Annotated in this window: 14 protein-coding genes; 11 read left to right on the top strand and 3 right to left on the bottom strand. The window is 37.4% G+C overall.

The genetic code is table 11. From position 1 onward, the window contains the following. The first annotated feature begins 7 nt into the window (after window positions 1-7). The 11 genes from lepA (at window position 8) to lacD (ending at window position 10,014) form a co-directional block, all read left to right on the top strand. Window positions 8-1,831, top strand: a complete 1,824-nt coding sequence (gene lepA, locus ACTO1Y_RS02250; protein ID WP_441348198.1) for a translation elongation factor 4 — start codon at window positions 8-10, stop codon at window positions 1,829-1,831. Between the two features lie 90 nt (window positions 1,832-1,921). Further along, on the top strand, window positions 1,922-2,533 hold the full coding sequence (locus tag ACTO1Y_RS02255; RefSeq protein WP_441348199.1) for a hypothetical protein: 612 nt from the start codon (window positions 1,922-1,924) through the stop codon (window positions 2,531-2,533). 216 nt (window positions 2,534-2,749) lie between these two features. Continuing rightward, on the top strand, window positions 2,750-3,334 hold the full coding sequence (locus tag ACTO1Y_RS02260; RefSeq protein ID WP_441348200.1) for a hypothetical protein: 585 nt from the start codon (window positions 2,750-2,752) through the stop codon (window positions 3,332-3,334). A 189-nt stretch (window positions 3,335-3,523) separates the two neighbouring features. Beyond that, complete coding sequence (locus ACTO1Y_RS02265) at window positions 3,524-4,000, top strand: PTS sugar transporter subunit IIA (RefSeq protein ID WP_441348201.1); 477 nt, start codon at window positions 3,524-3,526, stop codon at window positions 3,998-4,000. 40 nt (window positions 4,001-4,040) lie between these two features. Next, a complete protein-coding gene (locus ACTO1Y_RS02270; protein WP_000590575.1) occupies window positions 4,041-4,346 on the top strand; it encodes a PTS sugar transporter subunit IIB in 306 nt (101 codons plus the stop codon). Window positions 4,347-4,389: 43 nt separating this feature from the next. Continuing rightward, complete coding sequence (locus ACTO1Y_RS02275) at window positions 4,390-5,865, top strand: PTS galactitol transporter subunit IIC (protein ID WP_441348202.1); 1,476 nt, start codon at window positions 4,390-4,392, stop codon at window positions 5,863-5,865. An 80-nt stretch (window positions 5,866-5,945) separates the two neighbouring features. Further along, window positions 5,946-6,854 (top strand): aldose 1-epimerase family protein, encoded by a 909-nt coding sequence (locus ACTO1Y_RS02280; protein ID WP_441348203.1) that lies wholly within the window; start codon window positions 5,946-5,948, stop codon window positions 6,852-6,854. A 265-nt stretch (window positions 6,855-7,119) separates the two neighbouring features. Further along, a complete protein-coding gene (gene lacA, locus ACTO1Y_RS02285) occupies window positions 7,120-7,545 on the top strand; it encodes a galactose-6-phosphate isomerase subunit LacA (RefSeq protein WP_000029280.1) in 426 nt (141 codons plus the stop codon). Between the two features lie 31 nt (window positions 7,546-7,576). Next, window positions 7,577-8,092, top strand: a complete 516-nt coding sequence (lacB, locus tag ACTO1Y_RS02290; RefSeq protein WP_001216925.1) for a galactose-6-phosphate isomerase subunit LacB — start codon at window positions 7,577-7,579, stop codon at window positions 8,090-8,092. A 10-nt stretch (window positions 8,093-8,102) separates the two neighbouring features. Further along, window positions 8,103-9,032, top strand: coding sequence for a tagatose-6-phosphate kinase (locus ACTO1Y_RS02295; RefSeq protein WP_441348204.1), 930 nt, complete (start codon window positions 8,103-8,105; stop codon window positions 9,030-9,032). 1 nt (window position 9,033) lies between these two features. Further along, a complete protein-coding gene (lacD, locus tag ACTO1Y_RS02300) occupies window positions 9,034-10,014 on the top strand; it encodes a tagatose-bisphosphate aldolase (RefSeq protein ID WP_441348205.1) in 981 nt (326 codons plus the stop codon). Window positions 10,015-10,063: 49 nt separating this feature from the next. Here the strand turns inward: lacD and ACTO1Y_RS02305 are convergent, their stop codons facing one another. The 3 genes from ACTO1Y_RS02305 to nrdE form a co-directional block, all read right to left on the bottom strand. Further along, the gene (locus ACTO1Y_RS02305) at window positions 10,064-10,831 is read right to left on the bottom strand and encodes a DeoR/GlpR family DNA-binding transcription regulator (RefSeq protein WP_373113400.1); all 768 of its coding nucleotides are present in this window, start codon (window positions 10,829-10,831) and stop codon (window positions 10,064-10,066) included. Window positions 10,832-10,965: 134 nt separating this feature from the next. Next, window positions 10,966-11,928, bottom strand: coding sequence for a class 1b ribonucleoside-diphosphate reductase subunit beta (nrdF, locus tag ACTO1Y_RS02310; protein ID WP_441348206.1), 963 nt, complete (start codon window positions 11,926-11,928; stop codon window positions 10,966-10,968). Window positions 11,929-12,069: 141 nt separating this feature from the next. Then, window positions 12,070-14,229, bottom strand: a complete 2,160-nt coding sequence (gene nrdE / locus ACTO1Y_RS02315) for a class 1b ribonucleoside-diphosphate reductase subunit alpha (RefSeq protein ID WP_441348207.1) — start codon at window positions 14,227-14,229, stop codon at window positions 12,070-12,072. Between the last annotated feature and the right edge of the window lie 58 nt (window positions 14,230-14,287).

Here is a 14,287-nt window from a genome sequence, read left to right on the forward strand (position 1 = left end):
GAGAATCATGAACGTAGAAGAATTAAAAAAACGACAGGAGAAGATTCGTAACTTCTCTATTATCGCCCATATTGACCATGGGAAATCAACGTTAGCAGACCGTATTTTAGAGAAGACAGAGACAGTTTCCAGCCGTGAAATGCAAGCTCAACTTCTGGATAGCATGGATCTTGAGCGTGAACGTGGGATTACCATTAAACTCAACGCCATTGAGTTGAATTATGCTGCAAAAGATGGCGAGACCTATATTTTCCACTTGATTGATACACCAGGACACGTGGACTTTACTTATGAGGTATCACGTTCTCTAGCTGCCTGCGAGGGAGCAATTTTGGTTGTTGATGCCGCCCAAGGAATTGAGGCTCAAACTCTGGCAAACGTCTATCTTGCTTTGGATAATGATTTAGAAATCCTTCCAGTTATCAATAAGATTGATTTGCCTGCAGCAGATCCGGAGCGCGTGCGTACGGAAATCGAAGATGTTATTGGTCTAGATGCTAGTGAAGCAGTTTTAGCATCAGCCAAAGCTGGTATTGGTATCGAAGAAATTCTCGAGCAAATCGTAGAGAAAGTTCCTGCTCCAACCGGTGATGTTTCAGCACCATTGAAAGCCTTGATTTTCGACTCAGTATACGATGCCTATCGTGGTGTTATTCTTCAAGTCCGTGTTATGGACGGAGTCGTTAAACCTGGTGATAAGATTCAGCTCATGAGTAATGGTAAAACCTTTGATGTTATCGAAGTGGGAATCTTCACACCTAAAGCAGTGGGACGTGATTTCCTAGCAACAGGTGATGTTGGTTATATTGCAGCGTCTATCAAGACTGTTCAGGATACTCGTGTCGGTGATACAGTTACCTTGGCGTCGTATCCTGCTTCAGAGCCACTAGACGGCTACAAGCAAATGAACCCCATGGTCTTTGCAGGTCTCTATCCAATTGAGTCAAATAAATATAACGATCTTCGTGAAGCCCTTGAAAAATTGCAACTCAATGATGCTAGTTTGCAGTTTGAACCAGAAACATCTCAAGCACTTGGATTTGGTTTCCGTTGTGGTTTCCTTGGATTACTTCATATGGATGTTATTCAGGAACGTTTGGAACGTGAGTTTAACATCGATCTTATCATGACTGCACCATCCGTTATCTACAAGGTCAATCAAACTGATGGTGAATCTATGGATGTATCGAACCCATCTGAGTTTCCTGATCCTACAAAGATTGCGACCATTGAAGAACCATATGTAAAGGCACAAATCATGGTACCACAAGAATTCGTTGGAGCAGTAATGGAACTAGCTCAGCGCAAACGTGGTGACTTTGTGACGATGGATTATATTGATGATAATCGTGTCAATGTCATCTATCAAATTCCCCTTGCTGAGATTGTCTTTGACTTCTTTGATAAGCTCAAGTCTTCGACACGTGGTTATGCTAGCTTTGATTATGAATTGTCAGAGTATAGACCATCTAAGTTGGTTAAGATGGATATCCTTCTCAATGGAGACAAGGTGGACGCTCTTAGCTTTATCGTTCACAAGGACTTTGCTTATGAACGTGGGAAACTTATCGTAGATAAACTTAAGAAAATCATTCCTCGTCAACAATTTGAAGTTCCAATTCAAGCTGCAATTGGACACAAGATTGTAGCTCGTACAGATATCAAAGCCCTTCGTAAGAACGTACTTGCTAAGTGCTATGGAGGAGATGTTTCGCGTAAACGTAAACTTCTTGAAAAACAAAAAGCTGGTAAGAAACGCATGAAAGCTATCGGATCAGTAGAAGTCCCACAAGAAGCCTTCCTTAGCGTCTTAAGCATGGATGAAGAATAATTAATTTCTATTATTATTTAGAATGAATTACAGTTATCTTTTGACACTTTTATTTACATACATTAAAATAGGGATGAAAGGAGAAAGATTATGAAAAAAATCATCAGCTTATCTACGCTTTTAGTATGTTGCTTAACTCTTGCTGCTTGTAATACTTCAAAAACTAAGAAAGAAGCAGCCTCAGATACAACAACAGTTCAGGAAACTACCTCAGCACAAGAAACAACAACTGTAGCCGAATCAACGATTAAAGATACTCAGGTAATTGGTTCAGATGCTTATGGCTACGTAAAGGTTCCAAAATCATGGATTCATTTTACAGAAGTTGAGGGTGGTGATGATATTCAGTACTGTGATGGAACAGATGTCAATATTGTAACTTTAAATACCTTTAAACCAGAGCATTTAGGTGTTAGTGAAAGTGAATATGCTGCTCTTGATCCCGTTCAAGTTTCTACTAGTGTCTATCAAACCAAAAAACAAAGCAAGGATTTCTCTAAAGTATGGGGATCTAAGTCAAAAATTGGTGGTTATGATGCCTATGTTGTAAACTGTATTGCTAAAAACGGAAAATATCTAGTTATTTATATCTTTAAATCAGATGATGGTAAGTTTAGATATGTTTCTCTAGAAGGAACACGTGAAGTATTGAAAGATATGCTTCCGCTGATAGAAGAAAGTTGGACTAATAAAAAGGTTTAAAAGGCAGGATTTTTCCTGCTTTTTTATTTTATCCAGTTTTATTTAGGACTTCAAATAGATTTCCTGATTAGAACTTTTTGCAATGAAAATTAAAAGAATGAGTTTTTGTAAATATAGTAGTAGATTTATTGTATTTTCGATAATACTGCCAGTTTACAGTATATATTTGACACTTTGTTCTGCTTACTTTAGAATAGTAGTGAAAGGAGAATTATCATGAAAAAATTGATAACTTTATCTTCACTTTTGCTTTGTGGTATCACTCTTGCTGCTTGTAATACAAATACTGGTAAAAATGATGTAACAGCTGAAACTACCACAATTGTTCAGGAAACTACTAGTCAGGAAACAGCAGAAGCTACAACAACCGTTCCAACTAAAGATACACAATGGGTTGGATCAGATGATTATGGATACTTGAAAGTACCTAAATCTTGGGTTCAAAGTAATTTCGGTGAGAAAAGTGTTGATTTTAAGTACAATGATGGTACTGACAAGAATGCCATTTCAGTTAAAAGTATAAATGCAGACGTAAAAAATTTCACTAATTTTGAGACCAAATTTGTACAAAATATAAAAGAAAATCCTAGATTTACAAATGTTAGAACTAATAGGGGAAATATTGGGGGCTATGATGCCCTCAAAATTTATGCAGATTATAAAAATAGTAAAAAAGTACTTATTTGGGTATTTAAGTCGGATGATAATATGATTAGATTAGTTACTCTTGAAGGTGATTTAGAAATCGTAAACGAAATGACTCCAATAGTAGAAGAAAGCTGGACAGTGAAAAAGAATTAAAACTAAAACAGGATATTTATCCTGTTTTTTTATATATTTTCAACCTTTAAAGAATATGTATAAAATCAAATTGTTTACAATCAAACAAAAAAAATAAAAATCAAACAAAATACAACAAAAAAATATTGACAACGGTTTCATATAATGTTATACTTGTATCATAAAAGTTAAATATGAAGGGAGAAGATCATGGGATTAGATCATTTCTTCAGCAAAGACTTAGTCTTTTGTCTAGAAGCAGATAATCAAGAGCAGCTATTTGATCAAGTTGCAACCCTATTGGAAGAAAAGAAAGTTGTTACGGATACCTATCGATCGGCTTTGATTGAACGTGAAAAAATGTTCCCAACCGGTTTAGATATGGAATTTCTAGGGAAGGACTTGCCAAATGTAGCAATCCCTCACACAGATACGATTCATAATTTAACTGAAAATGTTGTTGTGGTTCGCTTACCAAATCCAGTAACATTCCACAACATGATTGCTCCTGACAAGGAAGTAGAAGTATCATTACTTTTCTTTATTATCAACAATTCAAGTTCAAGTCAAACAAACATTCTTGCTCAATTGATGGACTTCTTTACAGGTAACGGTCATCTAGAGGCGCTTTCTAAGATTACAGAACCAGAAGCTCTGTACCAGTATATCTCAGAAGCAACTGCTTAATTTTAAAATAAATAGAAACTAAAAAACGGAGGAAATCCAAATGATTAAAATTCTTGCTGCTTGTGGTGCGGGTGTTAACTCAAGCCACCAAATTAAAAGTGCTCTAGAAGAAGAGCTTTCAAACCGTGGGTACGATGTAAAATGTGACGCAGTTATGGTAAAAGACGTCAATGAAGACTTGATTAAAGGTTATGATATCTTCACACCAATCGCTGCAACTGACTTAGGTTTTGACCCTGGTATCCCAGTAGTTGAAGCTGGACCAATCTTGTTCCGTATTCCTGCTATGAGCGCTCCAGTTTATGACAATATTGAAGCAGCAATCAAAGAACACGGATTAAGTTAAATATTATTTTGTAAGTTTCCATAAAAAAAAGGGAGGAAAAATTATGGACGTCATTATTAACATAGCCAATGAGGTCTTTAAACCTATTTTGGAAATGGGTGCACCAGTCATCATGCTGATCGTGTTGACACTCTTGGCTTTACTCTTTGGAGTGAAATTCTCCAAAGCGCTTGAAGGTGGTATCAAACTTGCCATCGCACTTACTGGTATCGGTGCTATCATCGGAATGCTTAATGGAGCTTTCTCTGCTTCTCTTGCAAAATTCGTTGAAAATACTGGTATTCAATTGAACATCACCGACGTTGGTTGGGCACCACTTGCTACAATCACTTGGGGTTCTGCCTGGACACTTTACTTCTTGCTCATCATGTTGATTGTCAACGTTGTGATGCTTGCAATGAAGAAAACTGATACACTTGACGTTGATATCTTCGATATCTGGCACTTGTCTATCACAGGTCTTTTGATCAAATGGTACGCTGACAACAATGGAGTTAGCCAAGGAGTTTCACTCTTTATCGCGACTGCAGCAGTTGTTCTTGTTGGGGTTCTTAAAATCATTAACTCTGACTTGATGAAACCTACATTTGATGACCTACTTAACGCACCAAGTTCATCACCAATGACTTCAACTCACATGAACTACATGATGAACCCAGTTATCATGGTTTTGGATAAGATTTTTGACAAACTTTTCCCAGGTCTTGATAAATACGACTTCGACGCTGCTAAACTAAACAAGAAAATCGGTTTCTGGGGATCTAAATTCTTCATCGGTTTCATCCTTGGTATCGTTATCGGTTTGATGGGAACTCCACATCCAGTTGCTGGTGTAGAAGGCGCTGAAAAATGGGAACTTGTTATTAAAGGTTGGTTGTCACTTGGTTTGACTGCCGGTGTCTGCTTGGAGCTATTCTCTCTTATCGGTTCATGGTTCATCGCAGCCGTAGAACCACTTTCACAAGGTATTACAAACGTTGCTACTAAACGTCTTCAAGGACGTAAATTCAACATCGGTCTTGACTGGCCATTCATCGCTGGTCGCGCTGAAATCTGGGCTTGTGCCAACGTACTTGCACCAATCATGTTGGTTGAAGCTGTGCTTCTTTCTAATGTCGGAAATGGTATCTTGCCACTTGCTGGTATCATCGCAATGGGTGTAACTCCAGCTCTCTTGGTAGTTACTCGTGGTAAATTGCTCCGTATGATCATCTTCGGAACTCTCTTGTTGCCACTCTTCCTTCTTTCAGGTACACTTATCGCACCATTTGCAACTGAACTTGCTAAAGGTGTAGGTGCCTTCCCAGAAGGTGTGAACCAATCACAATTGATTACTCACTCAACTCTTGAAGGACCAATCGAAAAACTATTTGGTTGGGCAATTGGTAACGCTACAACTGGTGATATCAAAGCAATCCTTGGCGCATTAGTATTCCTTGTATTCTACGTTGGTATCTTTGCATGGTACAGAAAACAAATGATCAAACGTAACGAAGAATATGCAGCAAATGCTAAATAATTTGCTCCTAAAAATGTAAATTGTAAAAACTAGGTTGTCAGTTTCCAGCGTGGAGCAGTCAGCCTAGTTTTTTTGAAAAAATGGAGGTAACAGCTGTGATTGAAATAAAATCAGATCAATTGCAAGTACAGTTTCAAACTTTTGGAGGTGCTTTATCTTCAATTAAGGATAAAGATGGTGTAGAGTATCTGTGGCAAGGTGATCCAACTTATTGGAGTGGACAAGCACCTGTTTTATTCCCAATTTGCGGATCAGTTAGAAATGATACCGTCGTTTATGAGAATAAAGTCGGAAGTCATGAAATAGGAAAAATTCCGCGTCATGGTTTGGTAAGAAAAAAGGAATTTGATTTAGTTGATCAAACAGATAATTCTGTTACATTTGCTATTGAAGATACTGAGGAAATGTATGAGAATTATCCCTATCATTTCCGACTAGAAATCACTTATATTGTGACTGGTAAAACAATTCGTACAGAGTATAAAATTTACAATAAAGAATCTGAAAAGTGTATGCCATTTTTTATCGGTGGGCATCCTGGTTTTAACTGTCCCTTATTAGATGACGAGACATATGAAGACTACTATTTGGAATTTGAAAAGCCAGAGACTTGTTCAGTTCCAAAACCATTCCCAGAAACAGGAATGTTAGATTTCAAAGATAGAAGTCCTTGGTTAAATAATCAAAAAGAATTGGACCTAAATTATGATTTGTTTAGCTATGATGCAGTGACATTAGATGAGTTAGAATCTCGCACAGTAGCTTTGCGTTCACGAAAACATGATAAAGGTTTGAAACTTCACTTTGAAGAATTTTCTAACTTAATCGTATGGTCAACTCTTAATAAAGGGCCTTTTATTGCCTTGGAACCATGGTCAGGTTTGTCTACTTCAATAGAAGAAGGAGATAGACTGGAAGTTAAAAAGAATGTTAAGATTTTGAAACCTGGCGATTTTGATCACGTTGGATTTGATATCGAAATTTTATAAAAAAATAAACAAAAACAAACATAAATTGTTGACTTTTCCAACTAATAGTAGTATATTATGTTTATAAAGAACAATTTGTGTTTATTTTAACAAAGTGACTGTTCTAGTTTTTCTATGAAAAAAACTTATTAAGAACGGAATATGGTCTTCGTTCTTAATTAAAATTATTGTCAACAAAACTACTAGTGGACTTTTTGATGAAAGGATAATCTTTATCCATATCCATAAAATTCACTGGTCTATTATAAAAAAAGGAGTATACAATATGTCTATTGTTATTGGTGCAGATGCTGCAGGTTTAAGATTGAAAGAAGTTGTTAAAGACTTCTTGGAAAAAGAAAACTTCCATGTTGTGGATGTTACTGCTGAAGGTCAAGACTTCGTCGATGTAACTCTCGCAGTTGCTGAAGAAGTTAAGAAAGAAGAACAAAACCTTGGTATTGTTATTGATGCTTATGGTGCAGGTCCATTTATGGTTGCGACAAAAATCAAAGGAATGGTTGCGGCAGAAGTTTCTGATGAACGTTCAGCTTATATGACTCGCGGCCACAACAACTCCCGTATGATTACTATGGGTGCTCAACTCGTTGGTGATGAATTGGCTAAAAACATTGCTAAAGGCTTTGTAAATGGTAAGTACGACGGTGGTCGTCACCAAATCCGTGTCGACATGTTGAACAAAATGTGCTAATTTTTGATATTGAAAGAAAGGTAAGAAAAAAATGAGAATTGCAATCGGATGTGACCACATCGTAACTAATGAAAAAATGGCGGTTTCAGAATTTTTGAAATCAAAAGGACATGAAGTCATTGACTTTGGTACATATGACCATGCACGTACACACTACCCAATCTTTGGTAAAAAAGTTGGGGAAGCAGTAGTTAGCGGTCAAGCTGATCTTGGTGTATGTATTTGTGGTACTGGTGTAGGTATCAATAACGCTGTTAACAAAGTTCCAGGTGTTCGTTCTGCTTTGGTTCGTGATATGACAACAGCTCTTTATGCAAAAGAACAATTGAATGCCAACGTTATCGGATTTGGTGGTAAAATCACTGGTGAATTGCTCATGTGTGATATCATTGAAGCTTTCATCAATGCTGAATACAAACCATCTGAAGAAAACAAAAAATTGATCGCTAAAATCCAACACGTTGAAACTCATAACGATCACCAAACTGATGCCAACTTCTTTACAGAATTCCTTGAAAAATGGGATCGTGGTGAATACCACGACTAAGAGGTGACTTATGATTTTAACAGTCACAATGAATCCATCCATTGATATTTCTTATCCTTTGGATGAATTGAAAATTGACACTGTCAACCGTGTTGTTGATGTTACGAAAACAGCTGGTGGTAAAGGTCTTAATGTTACACGCGTCCTATCAGAATTTGGCGATTCTGTAGTCGCAACTGGTCTAGTTGGTGGTAAACTGGGTGATTTTCTAGTTGAAAATATTGACGATAAAGTCACCAAGCGTTTCTTCTCTATCCAAGGTGAAACACGTAACTGTATCGCTATTCTTCACGGTGATAATCAAACTGAAATTCTTGAAAAAGGTCCTGAGGTTCAAGAAAAAGAAGGACAAGATTTCTTGGCTTACTTCAAAAAACTTCTTAATACTGTAGAAGTTGTAGCTATTTCAGGTAGTCTACCAGCTGGACTCCCAGTTGATTATTATGCTAGTTTAGTGGAACTTGCTAATCAAGCAGGAAAACCAGTTGTCTTGGACTGTTCAGGAGCAGCTCTTCAGGCTGTTCTTGAATCACCACACAAACCAACGGTTATCAAACCAAATAATGAAGAATTGTCTCAACTATTGGGAAGAGAAATTTCTAAAGATTTGGATGAATTAAAAGAAGTTCTTCAAGATCCTTTATTTGATGGAATTGAGTGGATTATCGTTTCTCTAGGTGCTAACGGTGCCTTTGCAAAACACGGGGATACTTTCTATAAAGTAGATATTCCAAAAATTCAAGTAGTAAATCCAGTTGGTTCTGGTGATTCTACTGTAGCAGGTATTGCATCAGGTCTTTTCCATAAAGAATCTGATCAAGAATTATTGACTAAGGCGAATGTCCTTGGTATGCTAAATGCTCAAGAAAAAATGACCGGGCATGTCAATATGGCTAACTATCAAAATTTATTTGACCAATTAATTGTGAAAGAGGTATAAAATGACTTTAACAGAAAATAAACGTGCTTGTTTGAAAAAACTCTCAGATGAAAATGGAATCATCTCAGCTCTTGCATTTGACCAACGTGGTGCTTTGAAACGTTTGATGGCTCAATACCAAACAGAAGAGCCTACAGTAGCTCAAATGGAAGAACTCAAAGTTTTGGTAGCAGATGAATTGACTAAATACGCTTCATCAATGCTTCTTGACCCTGAATATGGTCTTCCTGCTACAAAAGCTCTTGCACCAAATGCCGGTCTTCTCCTTGCTTATGAAAAAACAGGATATGACACAACAAGTACAAAACGTTTGCCAGACTGCTTGGATGTTTGGTCTGCAAAACGTATTAAAGAACAAGGTGCTGATGCAGTTAAATTCTTGCTTTACTACGATGTAGATAGCTCTGACGAACTTAACCAACAAAAACAAGCCTACATCGAACGTATTGGTTCTGAGTGTGTGGCAGAAGATATTCCATTCTTCCTTGAAATCCTTGCTTACGATGAAAAAATTGCGGATGCAGGTTCTGCTGAATACGCTAAAGTAAAACCACACAAAGTTATTGGTGCTATGAAAGTCTTCTCAGACCCACGCTTTAACATTGATGTTTTGAAAGTGGAAGTTCCAGTTAACGTTAAATACGTTGAAGGATTCGCTGAAGGAGAGGTTGTTCACACTCGTGAAGAAGCAGCAGCATTCTTCAAAGCACAAGACGAAGCAACTAATCTTCCATACATCTATTTGAGTGCGGGTGTATCAGCTAAACTCTTCCAAGAAACACTTGTCTTTGCCCACGAATCAGGTGCAAACTTCAATGGTGTTCTTTGTGGACGTGCAACATGGGCTGGATCAGTTGAGGCTTACATCAAAAATGGTGAAGCAGCGGCACGTGAATGGCTTCGTACAACTGGTTTTGAAAACATCGATGAACTTAATAAAGTACTTCAAAAAACAGCTACTTCATGGACTGAACGCGTATAAAGTTCAGTAAGATATAATAATAAAAAAGTCTCACCAATGGTGAGACTTTTTAAGATGTTGATTTAATAATTTTTGTTTGTTTGGACAAAGCTTTTAGGGTTTCATCGCTAAGTTTTGAATCGGAGATAATGGTATCGATATCTACAATATTGTAAAAGGTGTAAAAATCAAATTTATCAAATTTACTATGGTCAGCCAAAAGGATTTTTTTATTTGCATTATTTAATGCTAGTTTTTGAACCTCACCTTCGTCTTCGCTAAATGTAGCAATAGCTTGATCTTTAATTCCGTTGCAACTAACAAAAGCTTTAGAGAATTGAAGGCTTTCGATATCTTGGAGAGTCAAAGTACCAACAAAAGCGCCAGTGATTTCTCGATAATTTCCACCAATTAAAATTAAATCTGTAAGTTTTCGTTCATTCAAGATAATAAAAACGGGTAGGCTATTTGTTACGACACGAATATTATCAATCGGAAGTTCACGAGCAAAGAACTCAAGAGTAGTTCCAGGACCGATAAAAATTGTTTCTCTTTCTTCAACTAAGTGACCGGCAAATCGAGCAATCTCTTGCTTTTCGGCGATTTGCAAGCCTTGTTTTTCGATATTAGAGCGCTCGTTTGCTAATAGAGAGCCTGAACGAAGCTTTTCAGCACCTCCGTGCACTCGAACAAGTAAATCCTTGTCAGCTAGCTCTTGTAGATAACGCCGAGCTGTCATATCCGAGATATCTAAACGACTCATAATTTCTTTGACAGTGATTGTTCCTTTGGTATTGACAATATCTAAAATCAAATCAAGTTTTTCTTGTTTTAGCATTGAATCACCCCCTATATCTAATATCATTTTATCATATTTTAAACATATCAGCAACTTAAAGAAAACAAAAATAAACAAAAATAAAAGAACATCTAAGTTTAAAACAAACACAGATGTTCTTTTCTAATTTCAAATTAATCTAACCCGTAGTTATAGTCATCGTCCTGCATAGCTTCAACTTCACCAAGTAGATATCCATTACCAACTTGAGAAAAGAAGTCGTGGTTAGATGTACCGGTTGAAATCCCGTTCATAACGATAGGGTTGACATCGTCAGCTGAATCAGGGAAGAGTGGATCTTGTCCCAAGTTCATGAGAGCTTTGTTGGCGTTGTAACGTAGGAATGTTTTCACTTCTTCAGTCCATCCAACACCATCATAAAGGCTTTCGGTATAACCTTCTTCATTTTCATAAAGTGTGTAGAGAAGGTCGTACATCCAATCTTTTAATTTTTCTTGCTCTTCTTCAGGTAATTCATTGAAACCAAGTTGGAATTTATACCCGATATAAGTACCGTGAACTGACTCATCACGAATAATCAACTTAATGATTTCAGCAACGTTAGCCAATTTGTTATTTCCGAGGTAGTAGAGTGGTGTAAAGAAACCAGAATAGAAGAGGAAGGTTTCAAGGAATACACTGGCTACTTTCTTTTCAAGAGGAGTACCATTGAGGTAAATTTCATTGATGATTTGTGCTTTTTTCTGAAGATATGGGTTTGTATTAGTCCATTCAAAGATTTCTTCAATCTCAGTCTTGGTATTCAAGGTTGAAAAGATAGAAGAATAAGATTTAGCATGGACAGATTCCATAAATTGGATGTTGTTAAATACAGCTTCCTCATGTGGTGTACGGATATCTGCACGTAGCGCTTGAACCCCAGTTTCAGACTGCATGGTATCCAAAAGTGTCAAACCACCAAAGACTTTTCCTACTAAGTCTTTTTCCTTGTTTGATAATTTTCTCCAGTCATCAAGGTCATTTGACAAGGGAATACGTGTATCGAGCCAAAATTGCTCAGTCAACTTCTCCCAAGTTGATTTATCGATGACATCCTCGATGGCATTCCAGTTAATGGCTTTGTAGTAAGTTTCCATTACAAATCTCTTTCTTTTGATTTTAATAAATAAAATAAGGATGAATAGTGTATCACTCTATGATTGGACTACCGCACAAAAAGTCGGAATACCGACTTTTTGTTACTGCCTAATCTTAGTATAGAGGTTATCAGTTAGTCCTTAAATCACACAGCTTTCACATTGGTTAGCACCAACTTCACCGCCGTCATCTGTATAGGTACGAACGTAGTAGATCGACTTGATGCCCTTGTTAAAGGCGTAGTTACGAAGGATAGATAAATCACGTGTTGTTTGTTTGTTCTCTTTCTTCCATTCGTAAAGACCTGTTGGGATATCACTACGCATGAAGAGTGTAAGTGAAAGCCCTTGGTCTACGTGCTCAGTTGCAGCAGCATAGACATCGATAACCTTACGCATATCCATATCGTATGCTGAAGTGTAGTAAGGGATGGTGTCAGTTGACAATCCTGCTGCAGGATAGTAAATCTTACCGATTTTCTTTTCTTGACGTTCTTCAATACGTTGAGTGATTGGGTGGATAGAAGCAGAAACATCGTTGATGTAGCTGATAGAACCATTTGGTGCTACAGCAAGACGATTTTGGTGGTAAAGCCCATCTGCTTTAACTTTATCACGAAGTACAGCCCAATCAGCTGCAGATGGGATAAAGATACCTTCAAAGAGTTCTTTAACACGATCAGATTTTGGTACAAACTCGCCTGTTACATACTTGTCGAAGTAGCTTCCGTTTGCGTAGTCTGATTTTTCAAAGTTGTGGAAGGTAACACCTCGTTCACGTGCGATGTTGTTTGATTCAACGAGAGTCCAGTAGTTCATGAGCATAAAGTAAATGCTGGTGAACTCAATAGACTCAGGTGATCCATATTCGATCAGTTGTTGGGCTAGGTAGCTGTGAAGTCCCATAGCACCAAGTCCGAATGTGTGAGCTTGGCTATTTCCATGGTCGATAGTAGGAACAGCTACAATGTGAGAACTATCAGTAACGAAGGTCAAAGCACGTACCATAGCTCGGATTGAGCGACCAAAATCAGGTGAAGTCATCATGTTGACCACGTTGGTTGAACCAAGGTTACATGAAACGTCAGTACCCATTTTAATGAATTCTTGTGCGTCATTAATCAAGCTTGGTTCTTGAACTTGAAGAATCTCAGAACACAAGTTACTCATAATGATTTTTCCATCAACTGGATTTGCGCGGTTAGCCGTATCGATATTGACAACATATGGATAGCCAGATTCTTGTTGCAATTTAGAGATTTCTGTTTCCAAATCACGCGCCTTTATTCTTGTCTTGCGGATGTTTGGATTTGCAACCAATTCATCGTATTTTTCAGTGATATCAATATAGTTGAAAGGTACGCCATACTCTTTTTCAACAGAATAAGGACTGAAGAGATACATTTCTTCGTTTTTACGTGCTAATTCGTAGAATTTATCTGGTACCACAACACCAAGTGATAAAGTCTTCACACGAACTTTTTCATCGGCATTTTCTTTCTTAGTTGAAAGGAAGGCGATAATGTCTGGGTGGAAGACGTTGAGGTAAACAACCCCAGCACCTTGACGTTGACCAAGTTGGTTAGAGTAAGAAAAGCTATCTTCGAAAAGCTTCATAACTGGAACGACACCAGAAGCCGCACCTTCATATCCTTTGATAGGGGCTCCAGCTTCACGAAGGTTGTTGAGGGAAATTCCGACACCGCCTCCGATACGTGAAAGCTGAAGAGCTGAGTTGATAGAACGTCCGATAGAGTTCATATCATCTGTTACCTGAATCAAGAAACAGGATACCAATTCACCACGACGTGCACGACCTGCATTTAAGAAAGATGGTGTAGCAGGTTGGTAGCGTTGGTGGATGATTTCATTTGCGATATCAGTTGCGATAGTTTCATTGCCATCAGCAAAGTAAAGAGCGTTAAAGAAGACACGGTCTTCCATGCTCTCAAGATAGTATTCCCCATCATTAGTTTTCAAGGCATATTGATTGTAAAACTTGTATGCTGCCATGAATGACTTGAATTGGAAGTTTTGATCTTTAATAAATTGATAAAGCTCTTCTAAGAATTCTGGACGATATTTTTGGATAAAGGCTGTTTCGATGTAGTCGTGTTTGATAAGGTAATCAATTTTATCAGTGATAGAATTAAATACCATAGAATTTGGTACAACGTTCTCTTTAAAGAAAGCATCCAAAGCTTCTTTATCTTTGTGGAGCATAATTTGTCCATTAACAGGACGGTTGATTTCATTGTTTAGACGGAAGTATGTTACATCCTCAAGTTGTTTTAATCCCATAAAATTCCCTTTATTTCATTACAAAAGAAAGGCTTCTAAGATTTACATAGAAGCTTTT

It is taken from the genome of Streptococcus sp. V728 (genome assembly GCF_052077995.1).
In the GTDB taxonomy this organism is placed as follows: Bacteria; Bacillota; Bacilli; order Lactobacillales; family Streptococcaceae; genus Streptococcus; species Streptococcus infantis_B.